The following is a 23,313-nucleotide window of genomic DNA, read 5'->3' as shown; positions in this document are numbered from 1 at the left end:
TCCATATCGCCACCACCGGCCGCATATGGAACTCAGGCGTCGCCGGAGAACTCCGCGAGGGCGTGTGACAGGCGCTCGCGGCGGGGGTCGCGCGCGCCGGCGGCGCGGACCGCGGTGCGCAGGTTCCCGGCCGCGTGGCGCAGATCCGCGTTGCGCTTCCACCGCGGCAGCGCCAGAACCGGCTCGACCGCGGGGGTCACCGCGTCGAGCTGGTCCTGGTGCGCGTGCGCGGTGGCGAGGAGCAGGTGGGAGATGGCGGCGCGGTCCGCGGCCCAGACGCAGTCGCGGGGATCGGGATAGGCGTCGACCGCGTTGCGCGCGTGCCGCTCGGCCGCCGGCAACGATTCCTTCGACGGCGGTAAAGCGGCGAACGCCTCCGCCAGAAAGCCCAGATAGGTCTGTTCGGCGTTTTCCTCGGTGTAGCCGAGCACGCCGTCGAAATCATCTGGTTTTACCCTTTCACGGACGCGCTCCACGTCGCGCAACACACGATAGGCGTCGTCGGTCCGGCGCAGAAGCGCAAACGCGCGGGCTTCACGCAAGGGCAAAAGTACCGACATTCCCGCACTTTCCGCGGCGGTGACCCCGGCGGAGGCGTACCGGAGCGCTTCGGCGGGCCTGCCGCGGAGCATGCTGCTCAACGACTGGATGTTGTGGATCAATGCGCGCAGGTTGCGGTTCCCGGCGCGATCGGCGAACACCAGTGCCGCCTCGGCCTGCCGTCCCGCGGTCACCCAGTCCATCCGGTCGTGGCTCGCGCTCGCCAGCAGGTAGCCGGAAAGGCCGCAGCAGAAGAAGAGCCGCCGGGACTGCTCGCGGCCCATGTGCACGTTGAGCAGGCCCAGCACGGTGCGGTGGAGCTTGATCAGGTCCGGCACGATCTCCTCGGCAGGCAGCCGCGAGTAGTCGATCGCGCAGAGCCTGATCTGCTGTTCCAGCCAGCCAAGGGTGTCGTCGGCCGTGCCGCCCGCGATGAGACCGGCCACGCCGAGCGACTGGTGCGCGAGCGCGCTCAGCGCCGAATCTCGCCGGTCCGGCTCGCCTGTGGCGCGGCGCTGGTCCTCCACCCGGTCACGCGCCGTGGCCAGCGCCTGCGACAGGGCCGGTGGCGCGCCCAGCGCGGTGACCAGTAGGTCGAAGCGGTCGGCGGGGGCGAGCACCTTGCCCGAAAGATAGGTGCCGATGGTGGTGTGCGGGATGCCGGTGACCGCGGCCAGATCCCGGTAGGTCAGCTCGCGGCCGTCGGCCGACCTGTTGCCGCGGCGCACCTTGTTCAGCACCGCGGCCAGTTCGCCCACCGTCCGCACGCGTGCGGCTTCGCGGGCGATGTCCCCCAGTACGGACATGCCTACTCCTGATTTCGTGTCAATCCGCCGAACGCCCACTTCTGGCCGCGTTGCACAGCGGAACGCAATTCAGGAGTTTACAAGAATCAGCGGGCTGGTAGCTCTGCTCTGATCCGGTAGAGAATGCGCACGGCCGGTTCCAGATCTTCCCAGTGCGCGCCCAACTCGGCGGCCATAAACAATTGCCGCATGTACCGTCGACGAATCTTGCCACTCGTGCTACGGCGAATCCCGCCGCGGCCGACAAAGGCGACATTGGCCACGCTGACGTCGGCGAAGGTGGACAGCCCCGCTTTCACCGCCGTGCCGAGTTCGGCGAGCAGTTCCCGGTCGTCCGCCCGTGCCTCGTGCACCACCACGATCCGCTCGGTGCCCTGGCAGGGCACGGCGAACGCGGCGGTGAGCCCGTCGGCCAGCGCCGGGTGCAGGGAGCGCAGGTGGTGCTCCAGGTCGTGCGGGTAGAGGTTGCGGCCGTGGATGATGATGAGTTCGTTGAGCCTGCCGGTGATGTAGAGGCGGTCTTCGGCGAGCACGCCGAGATCGCCGGTGCGCAGGTACGGGCCGCGGCCGTCCGCGGTGTAGCCGCCGAAGGTCGCGGCCGTGGTGTCCGGGTCCTGCCAGTAACCGAGTGCCACGCTCGGGCCGCGCAGCCAGATCTCGCCGATCCGGCCCTCCGGCAGGGCTTCCAGCGTTTCCGGGTCGACCACCAGCGTGCCGAAACCCCGGGGCGTCACCCCGCTGCTCATCAACGAACGAACCGGTTCGTCACCATTCGGCGTGATGAATTCGTTGCGCTCCAACGCTTCGGCGGCCACGGCCCGCCCGGTGGCCGCCGTGCCCGCCGGCGTGCCGGTGATGAACACCCCGACCTCCGCCATGCCGTAACACGGGCACTGGACGTGCTCGCCGAGCCCGGCGGGGCCGAACCGCTCCTGGAAGGCCGCCATGGTGCCGCGCTGCACCGGTTCGGCGCCGTTGATCGCCACCCGCCACCGCGACAGGTCCAGTTCGCGGGCACGGTCCGCGTCGATCCGCCGGACGCACAGGTCGTAGGCGAAGTTCGGCGCCGGGCTCAGGTGCACGTCGTGCTTGTCGATGACCTCCAGCCAGCGGAACGGATCACGCAGGAATCCGGTCGGCGACATGATCGACGCCCGCCCGCCGTGCCGCAGCGCCATCAGCAGCACCACGATCAGGCCCATGTCGTGGTAGTGCGGCAGCCAGCTCGCCAGACGCATGCCGTCCGGCAGGGCGAAGGTCGCCTTCATCAGCGCCAGGTTGTGGTCCAGGTTGCCGTGCGAGACCACCACGCCCTTCGGATCGGTGGTCGAGCCCGAGGTGAACTGGAGGAAGGCCGGGGTGTCCGGGGTGACTTCGGGCAGGCGCCACGACGACACGTCACCGGTGATTCCGCCGTCGGTGGCGGCGCAGGTCAGGCCGGTGTGCGCCAGTTCGCCGGTCAGTCGCTCCAGGTGCGCCGCGTCGGTGAGCACGGCGGACGGCTCCGCGACCGCGATGATCCGGTCGAGGCGGGCCAGCTGCCCGGCGTTGTTCGCGGCGGGCAGGGGAGCGGGCACCGGCAGCATCCCGGCGTAGAGGCAGCCGGTGAAGCCGACGAGGAACTCGGTGCCCGCCGGGTACAGCAGCAGGACGCGCGTGTCCGCCGGGTAACGCTCGCGCAGCCAGGCGGCGACCACGCGGGCGCGCGTGTCCAGTTCTCCGTAGGTCAGCACGGTTTCGGTGCCCGAGCCCGGCCGGTCCGGAACGTAGATCGCCGCCTCGGCATCGGGTGCGGCGGTCGCGTGCTGGTGGATCGCGGACGTGAGTGTGTTCACCGGGGCTCCCGTGGGTCGGCGACGGCCAGTGGGGTGAGGGAGAACAGGGCGCCTTCGCGCCAGCAGCGGAGCATTTCCGCCTCCACCACCGGGGCGCAGGCCGGATCGAGGTACTGCTCGGTGCCAAGCCGGGTCAGGATGCGTTGCAGGCACAGCACAACCCACTCCGGCTGGCCGAGGAAGCCAGTGAAATCACTGTCGCGGTTGGCCAGCAGTGTGTGCACGCAGCACGCGGCGGCGTGCAGCAGGCAGTGGCGGCGGCTGAGGCCGAACCCGCGCGCGGTGGAAGTCAGCGAACGCTCGGCGCGCAGCAGTTCGGTCGCGTCCTCGTGCAGCTTGCTCCGGGCCCGGTCGATTTCCGCGGCCAGCGCACGCAGGCTCGTCCACGCCGGGCCGGTCCCGTCCAGCTCGGCGACGGCGGCGGGCCAGCTCTGGGTGATTTCGTCGGCGCCACCGTTGGAAAGCTGGAACCGGCCGAACCGCAGATCCCAGCCGAGCGGGTCCTCGGCCCTGGAGAACAACGGGCGCAGCAGCCCGCTTTCTGGAACCTGCCCGGTGAGCAGCGAAGGCAGCTGGGTGGCGACGACGTGCTGGTGCACATGCGAGGTGCCCTCGAAGACGCTGACGATCCGGTTGTCCCGCAACAACTTCTGGAACATCCCGTCGGCGACGCCCTCCCGCAGGTAGTGCCGCGCGGCGAGAACCCCGCTGAGGCTGCCGAGCGCGTCGTCGGTGAGCATCGGGACGAGGTACTTCGTCACCGACGACCACAGGCTCTGCCGTTCCGGGGCCACCGAGAAGGCGCGGTTGACCGGCGCGGTGACGCAGTCGGCGATCAGCAGGTCGGCGTAGGCGGCCAGCACCTGCTCGCGGATCACCGGCAGTTCGTGCACGGTCTTGCCGTAGAGCACGCGGCTGCGGATGTGGTCCAGGGTGACGCGCAGCCCGGTGTCCGCCGCGCCCAGGCACATCCCGGTGACCAGGACCCGGCTCAGCTGCAGCGTTTTGATCGCCTCGTCGAGGCCGTGCCCGCGCAGCCCGATCAACGCCGACGCCGGTACCGGGCAGCGGTCGAAGTTGATCCCGCTGACGTCGGCGCCGCGCAGGCCGAGGGTGAGCGCCCGGTGCTCCGGTGACCACCGCGCCGGGTCGAGCGCCGCCTTTTCCACCAGGAACGCGGAAAAGCCCCGCGGCCCGGGAGCGCCGGTCCTGGCGAAGATCGTCGCGAAGGCACCGCGCGTGCCGTTGCCGACCGGCCACTTGGTGCCCGAAAGCAGGTAGCCGTCCCCGTCCGGTTCGGCGGTCAGTTCGGCGGCGGTGACGTCGCAGCCGTGGTCCGGTTCGGAGAGCCCGAACGTGCCCAGCGCGCCGGACCCCACCAGCTCTGCTACGCGCGCCCGCTGCTCCGCCGAACCCCAGCCCCAGGTCGGGAGGCAGGCGAGAAACGTGGCGGCCAGGCTGAGCGCGGGCGTCATGTCCCGGCGTGACAGCACCCGGAACAGGGTGAACAGCTCGTCGATGTCGCGGAACTCGCCGCCGTCCGCCTCGGGCACGAAGTACCGGGGGAGACCCCACTCCCGGAGCGCGGCGAACGCGTCGGGCGCGGGCTCATCCCGGTCGTCGTGGTGGAGCTGGGTGCGGAAGGAGATCCGGCTGCCCGGTTCACGCGGGTCGCCCAGGAACCGTTCGAGGTCCTCGGCCAGCCGAGCCGCGGACCGGGCGTCGAGCCGGGGCCGGGTACTGGTCATCCCTGGCCGCCGGTCAGCTGCTCGACCATCGCGTCGATGGACAGCGCGCGCCACAGCAGGTCGTCGGGCACCGGGCGGCCGAGGAACCGCTCGCAGGCCACCACCAGGTCGATCGCGTGCACCGAGTCGACCCCGAGCGCGGAGATCGGCTGCGCGGGGTCCACCTCCCCGGCTGGAAGGCCGGTGGTCCTGGCGACGTGGTCGACGACAAACGCGCGCAGTTCCGCCGGGGTCACCGCGGTCTTCTCGGACATGGTCGGCTCCTCGTCCCGCGCGGGTACGGGGACCGCGCTGAGCGCACCCTCCGCCACCGCGCCATATTCCGCGGATACCGGCGCGCGGGTGCGGAGATGGCCCGGATATGGAGGCCGCTGTAAGGCTCGCTCCCGTTCACCGGCCGGTGGCACAGGTCCCCGGCCGGGCACCCGATCCCCTGGGGGAGCCGTGTCACTCCGATCGCCCGGCAGCGCACCGCCCGGGATTCTGGCCGCCATCGGCCGGACCCCGCTGGTGGAGCTGCGCAACCTGCTGCCCGGCTTCGGCGGCCGGGTGTTCGCCAAGCTGGAGCGGTCGAACCCCGGAGGCAGCATCAAGGACCGCACGGCCTACGCCATGCTCCGGGGCCCACTGGAGTCCGGCGAACTGGTGCCGGGGCGGTCGGTGGTGGTGGAGTCCAGCTCCGGCAATCTCGCCATCGGGCTGGCCCAGGTGTGCCGCTACTTCGACCTGCGCTTCGTCTGCGTGGTCGACGCGCGCACCACCTCCCGCAACCTGGCCCTGCTCGCCGCCTACCAGGCCGAGGTGGAGGTGATCACCGAGCCCGACCCGGCCTCCGGTGAGTACCTGCCCGCCCGCCTGGCACGCGTGCGGGAGCTGGCCGCGACCATTCCGCACGCGTTCTGGCCCAACCAGTACACCAACCCGCTCAACCCGGCTGCGCACCACGAGACGATGGCGGAGATCGCCGGCGAACTCGGCGGCCGGGTGGACTTCCTGTTCGCTTCGGCGAGCACCTTCGGCACGCTCCGGGGCTGCGCCGACCACATCCGGGCCACCGGCATGGGCACCAGGGTGATCGGCGTGGACGCCACCGGCAGCGTGATCTTCGGCCGGGAGGCGGGCCCCCGGCTGCTGCCGGGGCACGGCGCTTCGGTGGTGCCGCCGCTGACCGATCCCTCATTGATCGACGAGGTGGTCCACGTGTCCGATTTGGACAGTGTGGTCGCCTGCCGCAGGCTGCTGCGCCGGGAGGCGGTGCTCGCCGGGGGTTCCTCGGGGGCGGTGGTCGCCGCGCTGGAACGGCTCTCCCCGCGGATCCCGGACGGCGCGCACTGCGTGCTGGTCTTCGCCGACGGCGGCGACCGCTACCTCGACACCATCTTCTCCGACGCCTGGGTGACCGCCCACTTCGGCGAGGTCGCCCACCTCTGGGCGCCCCGCGACCTGTCCGGCGTCTGACCACACCGAACCGAGGAGAGACCATGCCAGACGACCGCACCTACCTCGTGGTGTACAACCACGAGGAGCAGTACTCGATCTGGGACTCCGGCCGGGACCTGCCCGCCGGCTGGACCGCGGAGGGCACCTCCGGCAGCCGGGAGCACTGCCTGTCCCGGATCAGCGAGGTGTGGACCGATCTGCGCCCGCTGAGCCTGCGCCGCCGGATGGACGCCGGCCAGACCCAGACCGCCGGCTGAGCCGAAAATGACACCGAGCCTGCCCGCCCAGTTCACCAGCGCCGCCGCGGCCACGCCGGACGCGATCGCGCTGGTCGCCGGTACCGCCGAGATCACCTACGCCGACCTCGACGCGCGCGCCAACCAGGTCGCCCACCACCTGCGGAACCTGGGCGCGGGCCCGGAAACCCTCGTCGGCGTCGGGCTTCCGCGCGGGGTCGACCTGGTGGTGGCGCTGCTGGGCGTCTGGAAGGCCGGGGCGGCCTACGTGCCGTTCGACCCGGAGCACCCGCGGGCGCGCGTGGACTCGATGCTGGCCGGTGTCCGGCTCTACTTCGGCGGAACCCCGGGGCCCGGGCAGGTGGACCTGGCCGAGGCCTCGCGGCAGCCGCGCCATGAACCCGAGCAACGGGCGGAGGGCGCGAACGCGGCGTACGTGGTGCACACCTCCGGCTCGACCGGTCAGCCCAAGGGCGTGGTCATCACCCACGAGGCCATCGCGAACCGGGTCGGCTGGGCGATCCGCAAGCAGGAACTCGGTCCGGCGGACCGCGTACTGCACAAGACCGCGCTCACCTTCGACGCTGCCTGCTGGGAGATCTTCGCGCCACTGGTCGCCGGGGGCACGGTGGTGCTGGCGCCGGTGGGAGCCGAGCGCGACCCCGCCGCGATCGTGCGCGCGGTCCGGGAACACCGGGCCACCGTGCTGCAGGTGGTGCCGTCCGTGCTGCGGGCGCTGGTGGCGGAACCGGACTGGACGCGCTGCGAATCGTTGCGGCTGCTGTGTTCCGCGGGTGAACCGCTGCGCGGGGAGTTGGCGGAAGCCGCCCATCGCACGGGAAATCCCGTGCTGTGGAACACCTACGGCCCCACCGAGTGCACGATCGACGCGACCGCGCACCGCGTCGACCCGGCCACCAAGACCGGGCCCGTGCCGATCGGCAGGCCGATCACCGGCGCCAGGGTACTGGTGCTGGACCCGGTGACCGGCGGGCTGTCCCCGGTGGGCGCGGTCGGTGAACTACACCTCGGCGGGATCGGCGTGGCCAGGGGATATCTGGACCAGCCCGGCCTGACCGCGGAACGGTTCGTGCCCGATCCGTTCGGCGGCGACCCCGGGGCCCGGCTGTACCGCACCGGCGACCTGGTCCGCTGGTCACCGGACGGCGTGCTGGGTTACGTCGGACGGATCGACGACCAGGTCAAGGTCAACGGCGTCCGGATCGAGCCCGGCGAGGTGGCGTCCGCGCTCGCGGACCACCCGCTGGCCGACGACGTGGTGGTGCTCGCGCACGAAGGACGGCTGGTCGCCTACGTCCGGACCGCTCGGTCCGAAGTGGACTTCCGTGGCTTCCTCACCGAACGACTGCCGTCGACGCACCTGCCCGCCGCGGTCGTGCCGCTCGCCGAATTCCCGCTGACCGCCAGCGGAAAGGTCGACCGGCGCGCCCTGCCCGAGCCCAGTGCGAGCGTGCGCGTGGCACCCCGCACGGACACCGAACGCCGGATCGCCGAAGTCTGGGCACGCGTGCTTGAGGTTGATGAAGTCGGCGTGCACGACGACTTCTACGGCCTCGGCGGCTCGTCTCTGGTGCTGATGCGCCTGGTTACCGAACTGCGTGACGGCCTCGGCGCGGACTTCCCGATGCGACGGCTGGTCAAGGCGACAACCGTGGCCGAGCAGGCGAAGCTGGTCGGCGAGGTGCTGATCCCGGCTCCACGAAGAACAAGCGGTCCCGGGGTGCTGTCGTTCGGGCAGCAGCGGTTGTGGATCGCCGAACAGCTCGACCCGGGTGGCCCGGAATGGGTCGCCCCGGTGTTCCTCCGGGTCGGCCAGGAGATTTCCGCCGACGCCGTCCGCACCGCGCTGGACGCGCTGGTCGCCCGGCACGAGTCGCTGCGCACCCGTTACCTGGCTCGGGACGGCGCTCCCGTGCAGGTGGTCGACCCGGCCGCACCCGTCCCGCTGGAAGTCGTGGACACCGGCCGGGATGGGCTGGCGGTGGCGCTGGCCGACCTGTTCGACCACGGCTTCGAACTGGCCGACGGTCCGATCCTGCGGGCGAGGCTGGCCAGGACGCCGGGAGAGCAGGTGCTCGCGCTGGCCATCCACCACATCGCCAGCGACGGCCGGTCCGCCGCGGTGCTCGACCGCGACTTCACCGCGCTGCTCACCGGTGCCGAACTTCCCGCGCTGGACCTGACTTACCGCGATTACGCCGCCTGGCAACGAGAAGTGACCGCCGACGACGTGGTGGCCAAGAAGCTGCGCCGCCGCCGGGAAGCCCTGGCCGGGGTCACGCCGCTCGAACTGCCCGCCGACCGGTCGCGCCCGGCCGTGCGCGATCCGCGTGGCGCCCACGTCACCTTCGGCATCCCGGCCGAGACCACCGCCGCGCTCACCGCGCTGGGCCGGGCCCACGGCACCACTCCGTTCGCCACCCTCCTGACCGGGTACGCCACCGCGCTCGCGCACCACAGTGGACAGTGGGACCTGGTGGTCGGCGCCCCGGTCGAGGGCCGGGACCGGCCCGAGTTCGCCGACCTCACCGGGTTCTTCCTGAACACCGTCGCGCTGCGCTGCCCGCTTGATCCACAGTGGACCTTCGCGACCGCGCTGGACGCGGCCGGGGAATCGTGCCGGGACGCGCTGTCCGACGCCGACCTGCCGTTCAACCTGCTGGTGGACGCGGTCGAGCCGGAACGCGACCCGGCCAGGACACCGGTCTACCAGGTCGCCTTCGACCTGCACGGCGAAGGCTTCACCGGATCGGCGTTCACCGAGCACGACGTGCGCTCCCTCGGCGGCTTGCTGACCGTGGCGAAGACCGACCTGACCCTCTACCTCCACCACCAGCCCGACGGCTCGATGCTGGGTGTGCTCGAATACGCCACCGCCCTGTTCGACCAGACCACGATCGACCGCTTCCGCGCTTCGCTGCTGCGGGTGTTCACCGCGATGGCCGATGACCCAGCCACCCCGCTCGGCGAGGTCGAGCTGCTGTCCGAGGACGAGCGGACCCGCGTGCTGACCGAGTGGAACGACACGACGACCCCGTATTCCGACGCCTGCGTGCACGAGCTGTTCGAAAAGCAGGTAGCCGCGACTCCGGAGGCACGCGCGGTCGTGGCCGAGCACGGCACGGTGACCTACCGCGAACTCGACCGCCGGGCGAACCGGATCGCGAACCTGCTCACCGAGCGCGGAGTCGGGCCGGAGTCGGTGGTCGGCGTCCTGCTGGAGCGCGGGCCGGATCTGCTCGCCACCTTCCTCGGCGTCTGGAAGGCGGGCGGTGCCTACCTCCCGATAGACCCCGGCACCCCGGAAGCCAGGGTCGGGCAGCTGCTTGTGGACGCCGAAGCGAAGGTGCTGGTCAACGCTCAATTCCTGGAAGATGCCCCGAAGCACTCGGATGAACCAGTGGACGTCCCCGGCGAGCCCGATCGGCTCGCCTACGTCATCACCACCTCCGGCTCCACCGGCCGGCCCAAGGGCGTCGCCGTGCCCCACCGCGGCCTGGTCAACCACCTGAGCTGGGCCGCCGACCGGCTGGGCGGCGACGCGCCGGTGTTCTCCTCGGTCGCCTTCGACCTGGTCATGCCGAACCTGTGGGCCCCGCTGCTCACCGGCGCGGCCGTCCACCTGGCCCCGGCCGGGCTCGACCTCGGCGACCTGGGCGCGTGGCTGGCGGGCGCCGGCCCGTTCGGCTTCGTCAAGCTGACCCCGTCGCACCTCGACGTGCTGACCAGGCAACTCACCGCCGGGCAGGCCGATTCGCTGGCGAGGACGTTCGTGGTGGCCGGGGAGCCGTTCACCCGCCGCACTCTGGCCGAGTGGCGTGCGCTGGCGCCGACTACCGAGGTGCTCAACGAGTACGGCCCGACCGAGGCCTCCGTCGGCACCTGTGTGTCCGAAGTGGACGACTCGGGCCCGGCTCCGGTGTTGCCGATCGGCAGGCCGCTGCCGAACCTGGCCATGTACGTGCTGAACCGGGATCTGCGGCCGGTGCCGGTCGGGGTGGTCGGCGAGCTGTACGTGGGCGGCACCGGTGTGGCCCGTGGTTATCTCGGCAGGCCGGACCTGACCGCCGAGCGGTTCGTGCCGGACCCGTTCGGCGCGCCGGGCGCCCGGCTCTACCGCACCGGTGACCTGGCCCGCTGGCTGCCGGACGGGGAGGTCGAGTTCCGCGGACGCACCGACCACCAGGTGAAGATCCGCGGCTACCGTGTGGAACCGGGCGAGATCCAGGCCGTGCTCGACGCGCACCCGCGCGTGCTGGAGTCCGCCGTGGTCGCCGAGAACGGCCGAATCGTGGCGTACTTCGTGCCGCTGGACGACCCGGCACCGGACGTCATGGCCTATCTGTCTGGCCTGCTCCCGGACTACCTGGTCCCGTCGGTGTGCGTGCCGCTGCCGGCGCTCCCGCTCAACGCCAACGGCAAGCTCGACCGCGTCGCGCTGCCGTCGGCCGAACCCGCCGAGCGGCTCGCCCCGCGAACCGTGGCCGAGGAGCAGATCGCCGGGATCTTCACCGAGGTGCTCGGGCACGAGATCGGCGTGGGCGAGTCGTTCTTCACCGCGGGCGGCAACTCGATCCTGGCCATCCGGGTGATCGCGCTGATCCAGTCCGGGTTCGACGTGCTGCTGCCGGTCCGGACGCTGTTCGAGACGCCGACGGTCGCCGCGATCGCCGCCGAGCTGGAGCGCCGGGTGCTGGCCGACCTCGCCGACGCTGCCGACGCTGCCGACCTCGCCGACCAGGAGACCACGCCGTGAACCGGCCGAGGCTCCGGCACAACCGGGACTTCCGGCTACTGTGGGCAGGGGCCGCCTGCTCGGTGCTCGGCGCGCGCACCACCGGCTTCCTGTGGCCGGTGCTGGTGATCTGGCAGGGCGGCACCCCGGCGGAGGCGGGCGCGGTGGGCTTTCTCGCGCTGCTGCCGCACGTCCTGCTGCCGGTGCCCGCCGGGGTGCTGGTCGACCGGTGGGACCGCCGCCGGGTGCTGATCGGCAGCGACCTGGTGGCGCTGACCGCGGTTTCGAGCGTGGCGGCGGCGTCGGGCGGACCGGCGCTCGCGCACGCCATGGTCGCGGCCTTCGCGGCGGGCAGTGCGGCGGTGGTCTACCAGCTGGCCGAACGGGCCGCGGTCCGCACCATCGTCCACCCCGACGACCTGTCGGCCGCCCTGTCGCGCAACGAAGCCCGCGGTCGCGGTGCCGGGTTGCTCGGGCAGCCGACCGGCACGGCGCTGCTGCCGATCGCCGCCTGGCTGCCCTACGGCTTCGCGGTACTGACCCACCTGCTTTCGCTCGGCGCGCTCCTGCGCATCGGGCACGGCCTGCGGGGGAGTACCGGCACCAGCGGCAACTTTCGGGCCGAACTGGCCGACGGGCTCCGCTGGCTGTGGCGGCAGCAGTTCCTGCGCGTGGCCATCGCCCTGATCGCCTGCACGAACGTGCTGTTCCAGATCGTCAACCTGGCGCTGGTGGTCGCGGTGCTGGGCGCGGGCGGCTCACCGCTGGCGGTCGGCCTGATCGGCGTCGGCGCCGGGCTCGGCGGGATCTGCGGCGCGCTCAGCGGTCCGTGGTGGCTGCGGAGGCTGCCGCTGTCCACCCTGCTGATCGGCTGCTTCACCACGTGGGCGCTGCTGATCCCGTTGCTGGCACTGGTCTCCGGGCCGGTCGCGCTCGGCGCGGTGTTCTCCGCGGTCTGCTTCGCGGCCGGGGTGATGAACGTGTCGGGCGGGGTCTACCAGGCCCGGATCACCCCGGAACACCTGCAGGGCCGGGCCGGCGGGGTGGCCGGGCTGCTCACCTCGGGCGCCAGCGCGGGCGGTTCGGCCGTCGCCGGTGTCCTGCTCGGACTGTCCGGAGTGGACACCACGGTCTGGCTGGTAGCTGGGGTGATGGCGCTGCTGGCCGGGCTTTCGCTGGCCAGCCCGTCGATCCGGGCGGCGGGCTGGGCGGAACCGCGGACCGAGAAGGTCGTCATCGAGTCACGAGGGAACAACGGATGAACGAGTACTGGACCCCGCTGGAGATCGACCCGGCCGCCGCCGAGGTCGAAGCGAGCCGCGACGGCCTGCTGGGCTACCTCGCCGGGCTCGACGTCGGCGCGCTGCTCGCCCAGGAGAAGGCACTGGTGTTCCGGGGTTTCGGCATCACCCCGGACGGCCTCGGCGAGGTGTTCGACGCGCTGCTGCCCGACCGGCTGGCCTACGTGCACGGGAACTCGCCGCGCACCAAGGTCGGCGACAACCTCTACACCTCCACGGAGTACCCGCCCGAGTACACGATCTCCATGCACAACGAGCTCTCCTACTCGCACGCGTGGCCGTCGCGACTGGCGTTCTACTGCCAGCAGGCACCCGAGACCGGCGGCGCCACCCCGCTCACCGACGGCGTCCGCTGGCTGGCGGCGCTCGACCCGGACCTCCGCGAGGCGTTCTCCGGCGGCGTCCGGTACCGGCAGAACCTGCACGGCGGCCGTGGTCTCGGCAAGAGCTGGCAGTCCACCTTCGAGACCGAGGACCGGGACGAGGTCGAGGAGTTCCTGCGCGGCACGGAGTCCACTTGGGAGTGGAAGGGCGACGGCGGGCTGCGCGTGGAGCAGATCCGCCCGGCCACCCACCGGCACCCGGTCACCGGGGCCGAGGTCTGGTTCAACCAGGCCGACCAGTGGCACCCGGCCGGGCTCGGCGACGAGACCGCCGCCGCGCTGGCCAGGATCATGCCCGCCGAGGACCTGCCGCAGTCGGTCACCCTGGCCGACGGCGCGCCGATCCCCGGTGACTGGGCCGTGCAGATCCGCGACCGGGGCCTGGCCGCGGCCGTGGACGTCGAGTGGCACACCGGCGACCTGATGGTGATCGACAACGTGCTGGTCGGCCACGGGCGGCGCCCGTTCACCGGCCCGCGCCGCGTCCTCGTGGCCATGTCCCAGTAACAGCTGATCCAGGAAGGAACGAGCCATGTCGGTCGACCAGGTCGTGCCCCGCACGCTGCCCCACGTCGTCGAAGCCGCCGGGGCGCCGCTGCACGAGGTGTTCGCCAGCACCGGCCGGCGGCTGCGCGCCCTGCTCACCGAGCACGGCGCGGTGCTGCTGCGCGGGTTCGGCATCGGCGGGGTGGAGGGCTTCGAGCAGGCGGTGCGCGACTTCTCCGGTGAGCCCCTGGAATACGCGGAGCGGTCCTCGCCCCGGCGTTCGCTCAAGGGCAACGTCTACACCTCCACCGACTACCCGCCGAACCACGAGATCTTCCTGCACAACGAGAACTCCTACCAGGCGGCGTGGCCGAAGCTGCTGTTCTTCTACTGCGTCCAGCCGCCCGAGACGCAGGGCGCCACCCCGCTGGCCGACATCCGCGCCGTCTACGAGTCCATCGACCCGGCGGTCCGCGCCGAGTTCATCCGTCGCAAGTGGATGGTGCGGCGGAACTTCCACGACGACTTCGGCGTGCGCTGGCAGGACGTGTTCAACACCGGCGACCGATCCGAAGTGGAGGCCCACTGCGCCCGCAACGGCCTGCGCTTCTTCTGGCAGGGCGAGGACGGGCTGCGCACCGAGGCGGTGCGCGAGCCGGTCCACCGGCATCCGGTGACAGGAGAGGAGACGTGGTTCAACCACGCCACCTTCTTCCACCACAGCACGCTGCCCGACTCGGTCCGGGACGGCCTGCTCGCCTTCCTCGACGAGGACGAGCTGCCGACCAACTCCTACTACGGCGATGGCGGCGCGATCCCGGCCGACGTGCTGGACCACCTGCGCGCGGCCTACCGCGCCGCGCGGACGCGGTTCGACTGGCAGCTGGACGACCTGCTGCTGGTGGACAACATGCGGGCCGCGCACGGCCGCGAACCGTTCACCGGACCCCGCCGCATCGCCGTGGCGATGGCCGAAGCGCACCGCCCGAACTGAGCATCGAAAGGCACCCATGTCCAGCACGCGCCTGCCGCTTTCCGCGGCGCAGTCCGGAGTCTGGCTCGCCCACGAGCTGGATGCCTCCCGTCGCAGGCACAACACGGGCGACTACCTGGTGATCGACGGGCCGGTCGACCCGGCGGTCTTCGCCGCGGCCTGGCAGGTGCTGGCGGCGGAGGCCGACGTGCACCGGGCAGGAGCCGTTCGGTCGCGAGACGGGCTGTGGCTGGACGTCCGGGACGTTGCGGAACCAAGGCACGAGTTCGTCGACGTCTCGGCGCTCGCCGATCCGGACGGGGAAGCCGTGCGGCGGATGCGCGAGGTGCTGGCCAGGCCGTGCGATGTGGGCAGCGACCCACTGTCCGGATCGCTGCTGTTCAAGGCGGCCGAGGACCGGTACCTGTGGTTCCAGTGGGGTCACCACGTGGTGCACGACGGGTATTCCGCCGGTTTGTGCGGCCGCAGGCTGGCGTCCGTCTACAGTGCACTCATCGACGGGAAGCCCGTTGGTGACAGCGGGTTCGGTACGTTCGCGGACCTGCTGCGAGAAGAGGGTCAGTACCGCGAATCGCCGGACTGGATGAGCGACCGGGAGTACTGGCTGTCCGCCCTCGCCGACGTGCCGTCCCCGCCGCGCCTGGGCGGCACGCGCCTCGGCGAGGTTGCGGACGTGGCCTTTCTTCGCTCCTCCGGCGCGATCGACGCCGCCGGGCTGGGTCGCCTGCGGACGGCGGCCAGGGCGTCCGGGACATTGTGGACGGTCTGGGTGACCGCCGCGTTCGGCGCCTACCTGAACCGGATGACCGGCCAGGACGACATGCTGCTGACCGTGCCGGTCACCGGGCGCACCACGCGTGCGGCGCTGAGCACGCCCGGCATGATGTCCAACCAGGTGCCGCTGCGCTTCCCGGTCGAGCCCGGTGCCGGTGTCGGCGCGATCGTGCCCGAGGTCACCGAGGCCATGCGAGGCGGGCTGCGGCACCAGCGGTACCGGTATGAGGACATGTGCCGCGATCTCGGCGTCACGACGGGTTCGCTGCTCGCGCCGATGATCAACATCATGCCGTTCGGCGGGGACCTGAGCTTCGGCGGGCACACCGCGCGGCTGCGGAACCTGTCGCACGGCCTGATCGAGGACCTGGCCGTGGCGATCTATCCCGAGGGCGCCGGCGGCGGCCTGCGGTTCGACTTCAGCGCCTCGCCGGAATCCTACGGCCAGCAGGACGTCGACGCCCACCAGCGGCGGTTCGTGCGGTTCCTGGAAGAGGCAGCCGCCGATCCGGTCCGCCCGATCGCCCGTATCGACCTGATGTTGCCGGGCGAGCGGCACCAGGTCGTTGAGCAGTGGAACGACACCGAGCGCGCCGAGCGGCCCGTGGACGTGGTCGCGGCCGTTGCCGCGCAGGTGGCGTCCCGGCCGGAGGCGACGGCGGTGGTGTTCCAGGGCCGGAAGGTGACCTACGCCGAGCTGAACGCGCGGGCGAACCGGATCGCGCACCACCTGATCGCCGAAGGTGCCGGGCCGGAAACCTTTGTGGCACTGGCGATCCAGCCGTCTGTTGACCTGGTGGCGGCCGTGCTCGCCGTGCTCAAGACCGGCGCCGCCTACCTTCCGCTGGACCCGGTCTACCCACAGAGCCGGATCGACGCCGTGCTCGCCGACGCGCGCCCGGTCACCGTGCTGCGCGAGGTCCCCGACCTCACCGGGCTGCCCGACACCGACCCAGCGGTGGACGCCGCGCCGGGTAACCAGGCGTACATGATCTACACCTCCGGCTCGACCGGCCGCCCCAAGGGCGTAGTCGTGCCGCGCTCCGCGTTGTCGAACTTCCTGGCCGCGCTGGGGGAGATGGAGTTGGTCGGCCCGGACGACCGGGTGCTGTCCATCGCCAGAGCCGCCTTCGACATCGCCACTCTGGAACTGCTGCTCCCGCTGGTCAGCGGGGCCGCCGTGGTGGTGGCCGACGTGCCCACGATCGCCGATCCCGACGCGTTGATCCGGCTGGTCCTCGACGAGCGGGTCACCGTGATGCAGGCGACGCCCTCGCGGTGGCAGTCGCTCCTGGGCACCGGCTCAGGCTGGATGGCGGGCCTGCGAGTGCTGACCGGTGGTGAGGAACTGCCCGCCGAACTGGCCGCGGCCCTGCGTTCCGGCGCACGCGAGGTGGTCAATCTCTACGGCCCCACCGAAACCACGATCTACTGCACCGGAAACCGCCTGGAGCGGCCGATTGTGGTGCGGCCGTCGGTTGGTGGCCCGTTCCGGGACTCCCGCGCCTACGTGCTCGACGACGACCTGAACCCGCTGCCGCCCGGTGCGGTCGGGGAGATCTACATGGCGGGCGCCTGCCTTTCGCGTGGCTACCACGACCGGCCGGGCCTGACCGCGGACCGCTACCTGCCCGACCCGTTCTCCGCGCCCGGCGAGCGCATGTACCGCACGGGCGACCGCGGCCGGTTCCTCGCCGACGGCACCCTGGAATGCCTCGGACGAACCGACTTCCAGGTCAAGGTGCGCGGTCACCGGGTCGAACTCGGTGAGATCGAAGCGAACCTGACCGCCCTGCCCCGAGTGAGCCACGCGGTCACGCTCGTGCGCGACGGTGAACTCGTGTCCTATGTGGTCGGTCAGGGCCCGGACCCGGAGGCGCTGCGCGCCCGCCTGGCCGACGTGCTGCCCGCGTTCATGGTGCCGTCCGCGATCGTGGTGCTGGACGCCCTGCCGCTCACCGCCAACGGCAAGCTCGACCGCGCCGCCCTGCCCGCCCCGGACCGGACGGCGCTCATCAACTCCACCAGGACGGCCCGCACGCCGGAGGAACGCGTGCTGTGCGACCTGTTCGCCGAGGTGCTCGGCCTGCCCGAGGTGGGCGTGGACGACGCGTTCTTCCGCCTCGGCGGGCAGTCACTGCTGGCCGTGCGCCTGATCAGCCGGATCAGGACGGTACTGGGCGCCGAGCTGAGCGTGCGCGACCTCTACGACGCGCCGACCGCCGCCGAACTCGCGCTGAGGCTGGACCGGTCCGCCGAACCCCGGCCGCCGCTGCGCCGGGCCGAGCTGGCGGAGGAACTGCCGCTGTCGTTCGCGCAACGTCGGCTGTGGTTCCTCAACCGGCTGGAAGGCGCGGGCGCGAGCTACAACATCACCACGTCGGCGCGGATCTCCGGCCTGCTCGACGTGCCCGCCCTGCGGCTGGCCCTCTGGGACGTCATCGCCCGGCATGACAGCCTGCGCACGGTCTTTCCCGAGGTCGACGGCGTGCCGCGGCAGCTGGTGCTCGATCCCGTGCTGGACCTGGCAACCGCCGACGTGGCCGAGGCCGACCTGCCTGCACGCCTGCGCGAACACGGGCACCGCGGCTTCGACCTGACCACGGACCTGCCGTTCCGCGTCGAGCTGTTCCGGGTCGGCGGCGACCACGTGCTGGTCACGACCATGCACCACATCGCCGTGGACAACGGCTCGATCACCCCGCTCGCGACCGACCTGATCACCGCGTACCTCGCGAGGTCCAGCGGCAGGCTGCCCGAGTGGGCCGAGCCCGCGGTCCGGTACGCGGACTACACGCTGTGGCAACGGGAACTGCTCGGTGATCCGGCCGACCCGAACAGCCGATCAGCCCGTCAGCTCGACCACTGGCGCACCGCGCTGGCCGGGCTGCCCGAGCGCATCGAGCTGCCCACCGACCGCCGTCCGTCCGCCACTCCGGCCAACCAGGGCGGCATGGTTCCGGTCGAGCTGGACGCCGACCTGCACCGGGCACTGGCCGAGCTGGCCGATTCCGCCGGGGTCAGCCTGTTCATGGTGCTGCGCGCGGCCTTCGCGACCGTGCTCAGCCGCGCCGGGGCCGGGGACGACGTGCCGATCGGCACACCCAACGCGGGCCGCACCGACGAAGCGCTCGACGGCGTGGTCGGCATGTTCGTCAACCCACTGGTGCTGCGAACCGATCTGTCCGGCGATCCGGCCTTCACCGAACTCCTGAGCCGGGTGCGGGACGCCGACCTCGCCGCTCACGCCAACCAGGACCTGCCGTTCGAGCAGATCGTCGACGCCGTGGCGGCGTCCCGGTCCACCGCGCACCACCCGTTGTTCCAGGTGATGATGCCCTTCCGCGCGGCCGATCAAACCGAGTGGCAGGTGCCGGGCCTGGCGATCGACGTCGCGTTCGTCGACCTGGGCGTGGCGCAGTTCGATCTCCAGCTTTCGTTGGGGGAGAAGCCTTCGGGCGGGGTCTCCGGGCATCTGGAGTACTCGGCGGATCTGTTCGAAGTGGACACTGCCGAGCGGATCGCCGCGTGGTTCCGCCACCTGCTCGAAGCGGTCGCCGCTGACCCGGACCGGCCGCTCAGCGCGCTGCCGATGGTCGGCGACGGCGAGCTGGCACAGGTCGTCGGAACGTGGAACGAGACCGTGCGCGAACTGCCCGAGCAGTCGCTGTCGGACCTGATCGAGGCGCAGGTCCAGCGTTCACCGGAAGCTGTCGCGGTGATCGGCGACGACGTGATCTGGACCTACGAAGAACTGAACGCCCGCGCGAATCAGCTGGCTCGCGTGCTGCGCGAGGACGGCGTCGGGCTCGGCTCGGTCGTCGGGGTGCGGATGGACCGCTCGCCGGAATTGGTGCTGGCGGCGCTGGCCGTGCTCAAGGCGGGCGGCGCGTACCTGCCGCTCGACCCCGCGTTGCCCGCGGAACGCCTGGACTTCATGTCCGCGGACGCGGGCGCTCGCCAGGTGATCACCCGGGAGACAGTCCACTCCGGACGGAACCGGCCCGCGTCCGATCTCGGCCTGCGAGCCGGGCTCGACGCACCCGCCTACGTCACCTACACCTCCGGCACGACCGGCGGCCCCAAGGGGGTGCTGTGCACGCATCGCGGGGTGGTGAACCGGGTGCTCTGGACCACGCGCGCGTACCTGCGCTACCGGCCGGACGACCGCGTCCTGGTCAAGGTGCCGATCGGGTTCGACGTGTCGGTCGGCGAGATCTTCGGGCCGCTGGTGGCCGGAGCCGGGCTGGTGATGGCCCGCGCCGGCGGGGAGCGCGAGCCGGACCACCTCCGCTCGATGATCACCGAGCACGGCGTCACGCAGGCGTACTTCGTGCCGTCGATGCTGTCGGTGATGCTTGCCGAGGGCGGGTTCACCGGCTGCCGCTCGCTGCGGCTGGTGCTTTCCGGCGGCGAGGAGCTGTCCACCGATCTCGCCAGTCGTGTGCTGGCCGCGCTGCCCGGCTGTGAGCTGGTCAACCAGTACGGCCCGACCGAAGCCGCGCTGGACGCGACGGCGTGGCGCGTCTCGAACCCGGGCGCGTTGTCCCGCATCCCGATCGCGGGCATCGACGGCCAGATCGGCATGCAGGACAACGTGACGCTGTACGTGCTCGACGACGACCTCCGGCCGGCGCCCGCGGGCGTGCCGGGGCAGCTGCACATCGGCGGCATGGGCCTGGCCTACGGCTACCTCGGCAGGCCGGGCCTGACCGCGGCCCGGTTCGTGCCCGACCCGTTCGGCTCACCCGGCGGGCGGCTCTACCGCACCGGGGACCGCGTTCGCTGGACACCGCGGCGAACGCTGGAGTACCTCGGCCGCACCGACCAGCAGGTGAAGATCAACGGCGCGCGCATCGAACTGGGGGAGGTGCAGTCCGCGCTGGCCGCGCACCAGGACGTGCGGCAGGCGGTGGTCACCGCGGACGGTTCCCGGCTGCTCGGGTACGCCGTGCCTGTTGCCGGGTCGCATGTGGACGGTGAGGCGTTGCGGGAGCACCTCGCGGTTTCGCTGCCGGAGTTCATGGTGCCCGCCACGATCGTGGTGCTCGAAGCGCTGCCGCTGACCGCGAACGGCAAGGTGGATCTCGCCGCGTTGCCCGCGGTGGACCGCGCGCCCGTCCGCCAGCCCGGCCGCTCGCCGGTGGAGGACCTGTTGTGCGTGCTGTACGCCGACGTGCTCGGTGTGCCGGAAGTCGGTCCCGGTGACGGGTTCTTCGCGCTCGGCGGGGACAGCATCATGTCGATCCAGCTGGTCAGTCGCGCCAGGAGCCACGACCTCCGGTTCACCCCGCGCGACGTCTTCCGGCACCCGACAGTGGCAGGGCTGGCGTCGGTCGCCGAGTCCGCCGAACCCGCGCCGGTGCACACCGTCGGCGAAGCCGTGGGCGACGTTCCGCACGCACCGTTGTCGCACGCACTCGCGGTGTCGGGCGCGCCGGTGGACGGGTTCGCGCAGTCGGTGCTCGTGCGCGTTCCGGCTGGTCTGGGCCGGGAACGCCTGATCACCGCCGTGCGCTCGGTGCTCGACCAGCACGACATGCTGCGGGCGCAGTTGGTGCCTTCGGACGAGGGCTGGCGGCTCCGAGTGCGCGACCAGGGTGCCGTCGACGCGGACGAACTGGTGTCTGTTGTTGGTATTGACGCTGACATCGAGGCCGAGGCCGCCGCGCAGGTCGGTCGGCTGGCGCCCGCCGAGGGCAAGATGCTGCGGGTCACCTGGTTCGACGCGGGGCCCGATTCGCCGGGGCGGTTGCTGATCGTGGCGCACCACCTGGTGGTCGACGGGGTCTCCTGGCGGATCCTGCTGCCGGATCTGGCCGATGCCTGGCGGGGCGGGCGTCCGCGCCCGGCTGTGGCGAGCACGCCGTTCCGCGTGTGGTCGGGCAAGCTGGCCGAAGCCGCCCAGCAGCACGGAATCGAATGCCCGCAATGGGAAGCGATCCTCGCTGGGACGCGCGCTTCGATCGCCACCCGTCCGCTGACCCCGGCGGACACCGGTGATACCGCGCGGCGAATGCGAGTGACCCTGCCCGCCGCTTTCCGCGCTGGCGTGGAAGAGGTCCTGCTGACCGCGTTGTCCCTCGCAGTGGCCAAATGCCGGGGCGGGGCGACGGTCGTCGACCTCGAAGGCCACGGCCGTGAGGACGACGCCGACCTGTCCCGGACGGTCGGCTGGTTCACCACCGTTCACCCGGTCCGGCTCGATCCCGAGGATGCTGATGCTGCTCGGGCGTTGAAGCTGGTGAAGGAAGCGCTGCGGAACGTTCCCAGTGGCGGGCGGAGCTTCGGCCTGCTTCGGCACCTCAATCCCGAGACCAGCGGACGGCTGGCCGCGTTGCCGCAGCCGGAGATCCTGTTCAACTACCTCGGGCGATTCGACGGCGAGGCGGGCGCGGACTGGGAACCGGTGCTCGGCGAGGCCGAACTCGTGCAGGGCGCCGATGTTCGCGCGCCGCTTGGCCACGCGCTGACGATCGACGTGCATGTCAGGGCCGGGGTCCTGGACGCCACGTGGACGTGGGCGGGTAACGCCGTCGCCGAGGCGGATGTGCTGGCATTGGCCGAATCGTGGCTCGAAGCCCTGCGCACGCTCGCCGGTCAGACCGGGGGCGGGCACGTCCCGTCCGACTTCCCGCTGGTGTCGATCGAGCAGGAGCAGCTCGACGCGCTGGAAGCCGCGCACCCGAACCTGGACGAGGTGCTCCCGCTGACCTCACTCCAATCAGGACTGCTGTACTACAGCGTGCTCGACGGCGACGTCGACGTCTACAATGGACGTTTGTGGCTGGAGCTGGCCGGTGCGCTCGACGCGGGCGCCCTGCGGTCGGCGACGCACCTGGCGGTCAACCGGCACGCGGCCCTGCGGGCGGCCTTCGTCCACGACGGACTGGAGGCGCCCGTGCAGGTGGTGCGCTCGGAAGTCGTGCTGCCGTGGGAAGAAGCCGATCTTTCAGGCCTGGACCTGGTCGAGCAGGAGGCCGAGACGGAACGGCTGGTCCTGGCGCAGTCCCGCAAGTTCGACCTGACCAAGCCACCGCTGCTGCGGTTCCTGCTGATCCGGCTCGACGAGCTTCGCCACCGGTTCGTCGTGGTCAACCACCACCTCGTGATGGACGGCTGGTCGCTGCCGGTGCTGCTGGAGGAGATCTTCGCGGTGTACGCCGGGGTCGAGCTGCCGCGCCCGGCCCGGTACACCGCCCACCTCGACTGGCTGGCCGGGCACGACCACGACCAGCACCGCAAGGCGTGGGCGGGTGCGCTGGCCGGGCTGGCGGAACCCACCCTGGTCGCCCCGGGCGCCCGCGACGAGGACATGACCATGCCGCGGCGGCTCACGACCGAGCTTTCCCGTGCGCAGACCGACGAACTCGCCGCGCTCGCCCGCGCGCATTCGATCACCACGAACACGCTGATCGAATGCGCCTGGGGTGTGTTGTTGTCGCGGCTCACCGGCCGGGAGGACGTGGTGTTCGGGACGACGGTGTCCGGTCGGCCGCCGGAGATCCCCGGGGTGGAGCGGATGATCGGGATGTTCGTGAACACCATCCCGGTCCGGGTGCGCCTGGGCTCGGATTCGGTGGGGGAGTTGCTGGCCCGCGTGCAGGAGGAACAGGCGCGGCTCACCGACCACCACCACGTCGGTCTGGACGACATCCAGCGCGACGCCGGTCTCGGCCCGCTGTTCGACACGGTGACGGTGCTGTTCAACTACCCGCTCGACGTCACGACCCTGACTCGCACGGAGGACCTGCGCGTCACCGACTATTGGGCCCGCGACGACACGCATTTCGCCCTGCGCCTGGCGGTCCTGCCAGGTACGATGCTCCGCCTGAACCTCGACTACCGGCCGGACCTGTTCACCGAGGAGGAAGCCCAGGCTCACCTGGACCGCGTCCCCACCATCCTTTTCGGATTCCTCGCCGATCCCGCCGCCGCGGTCGCCACCCTGGACATCCTCACCCCGGCGGAACGCCGGGCCCTCCTGCACAGTTGGTCCACCGGCGACTGAGCC

The 23,313-nt window shown here is 71.6% G+C and carries 11 protein-coding genes; 7 read left to right on the top strand and 4 right to left on the bottom strand.

Features of this window, described 5'->3' with window-relative positions; all coding sequences use genetic code 11:
* Window positions 1-32 precede the first annotated feature (32 nt).
* The 4 genes from YIM_RS32145 to YIM_RS48685 all read right to left on the bottom strand — a co-directional run bounded on the left by YIM_RS32145 (window position 33) and on the right by YIM_RS48685 (window position 5,183).
* A complete protein-coding gene (locus YIM_RS32145) occupies window positions 33-1,346 on the bottom strand; it encodes a hypothetical protein (protein WP_153033893.1) in 1,314 nt (437 codons plus the stop codon).
* A gap of 86 nt (window positions 1,347-1,432) precedes the next feature.
* Complete coding sequence (locus YIM_RS32140; protein WP_194239817.1) at window positions 1,433-3,181, bottom strand: fatty acyl-AMP ligase; 1,749 nt, start codon at window positions 3,179-3,181, stop codon at window positions 1,433-1,435.
* Window positions 3,178-4,929, bottom strand: a complete 1,752-nt coding sequence (locus YIM_RS32135) for an acyl-CoA dehydrogenase family protein (protein WP_153033891.1) — start codon at window positions 4,927-4,929, stop codon at window positions 3,178-3,180. Before YIM_RS32135 ends, YIM_RS32140 begins: the two co-directional genes overlap by 4 nt.
* Complete coding sequence (locus YIM_RS48685) at window positions 4,926-5,183, bottom strand: acyl carrier protein (RefSeq protein ID WP_194239816.1); 258 nt, start codon at window positions 5,181-5,183, stop codon at window positions 4,926-4,928. Before YIM_RS48685 ends, YIM_RS32135 begins: the two co-directional genes overlap by 4 nt.
* A 190-nt stretch (window positions 5,184-5,373) precedes the next feature.
* Here YIM_RS48685 and sbnA point away from each other — a divergent pair, with 190 nt between their 5' ends.
* Genes sbnA through YIM_RS32095 form a run of 7 tightly spaced genes read left to right on the top strand, consistent with a single transcriptional unit; the run spans window position 5,374 to window position 23,310 of the window.
* Complete coding sequence (gene sbnA, locus YIM_RS32125) at window positions 5,374-6,387, top strand: 2,3-diaminopropionate biosynthesis protein SbnA (protein ID WP_228004133.1); 1,014 nt, start codon at window positions 5,374-5,376, stop codon at window positions 6,385-6,387.
* Window positions 6,388-6,410: 23 nt separating this feature from the next.
* Complete coding sequence (locus YIM_RS32120; RefSeq protein WP_153033890.1) at window positions 6,411-6,626, top strand: MbtH family NRPS accessory protein; 216 nt, start codon at window positions 6,411-6,413, stop codon at window positions 6,624-6,626.
* Window positions 6,627-6,633: 7 nt separating this feature from the next.
* Window positions 6,634-11,382, top strand: a complete 4,749-nt coding sequence (locus tag YIM_RS32115) for a non-ribosomal peptide synthetase (RefSeq protein ID WP_153033889.1) — start codon at window positions 6,634-6,636, stop codon at window positions 11,380-11,382.
* Complete coding sequence (locus YIM_RS32110; RefSeq protein ID WP_153033888.1) at window positions 11,379-12,623, top strand: MFS transporter; 1,245 nt, start codon at window positions 11,379-11,381, stop codon at window positions 12,621-12,623. Before YIM_RS32115 ends, YIM_RS32110 begins: the two co-directional genes overlap by 4 nt.
* Window positions 12,620-13,552 (top strand): TauD/TfdA family dioxygenase, encoded by a 933-nt coding sequence (locus YIM_RS32105; protein WP_153033887.1) that lies wholly within the window; start codon window positions 12,620-12,622, stop codon window positions 13,550-13,552. The genes YIM_RS32110 and YIM_RS32105 overlap by 4 nt, the downstream gene beginning before the upstream one ends.
* A 25-nt stretch (window positions 13,553-13,577) precedes the next feature.
* The gene (locus YIM_RS32100; protein ID WP_153033886.1) at window positions 13,578-14,525 is read left to right on the top strand and encodes a TauD/TfdA family dioxygenase; all 948 of its coding nucleotides are present in this window, start codon (window positions 13,578-13,580) and stop codon (window positions 14,523-14,525) included.
* Between the two features lie 16 nt (window positions 14,526-14,541).
* Window positions 14,542-23,310, top strand: coding sequence for a non-ribosomal peptide synthetase (locus YIM_RS32095; protein ID WP_153033885.1), 8,769 nt, complete (start codon window positions 14,542-14,544; stop codon window positions 23,308-23,310).
* Window positions 23,311-23,313: the final 3 nt, after the last annotated feature.

Origin of the sequence: Amycolatopsis sp. YIM 10, assembly GCF_009429145.1 — a bacterium.
GTDB lineage: Bacteria > Actinomycetota > Actinomycetes > Mycobacteriales > Pseudonocardiaceae > Amycolatopsis.
The sequence above is the reverse complement of the archived record's forward strand: the minus strand, read 5'-3'. Positions and strand labels throughout refer to the sequence as shown.

Excerpts from the sequence above, each read along its gene's own strand:
- YIM_RS48685 (WP_194239816.1), bottom strand. The coding sequence starts at position 5,183 with ATGTCCGAGAAGACCGCGGTGACCCCGGCGGAACTGCGCGCGTTTGTC.
- YIM_RS32105 (WP_153033887.1), top strand. The coding sequence starts at position 12,620 with ATGAACGAGTACTGGACCCCGCTGGAGATCGACCCGGCCGCCGCCGAG.
- YIM_RS32115 (WP_153033889.1), top strand. The coding sequence starts at position 6,634 with ATGACACCGAGCCTGCCCGCCCAGTTCACCAGCGCCGCCGCGGCCACG.
- YIM_RS32100 (WP_153033886.1), top strand. The coding sequence starts at position 13,578 with ATGTCGGTCGACCAGGTCGTGCCCCGCACGCTGCCCCACGTCGTCGAA.
- YIM_RS32120 (WP_153033890.1), top strand. The coding sequence starts at position 6,411 with ATGCCAGACGACCGCACCTACCTCGTGGTGTACAACCACGAGGAGCAG.
- YIM_RS32145 (WP_153033893.1), bottom strand. The coding sequence starts at position 1,346 with ATGTCCGTACTGGGGGACATCGCCCGCGAAGCCGCACGCGTGCGGACG.
- YIM_RS32095 (WP_153033885.1), top strand. The coding sequence starts at position 14,542 with ATGTCCAGCACGCGCCTGCCGCTTTCCGCGGCGCAGTCCGGAGTCTGG.
- YIM_RS32135 (WP_153033891.1), bottom strand. The coding sequence starts at position 4,929 with ATGACCAGTACCCGGCCCCGGCTCGACGCCCGGTCCGCGGCTCGGCTG.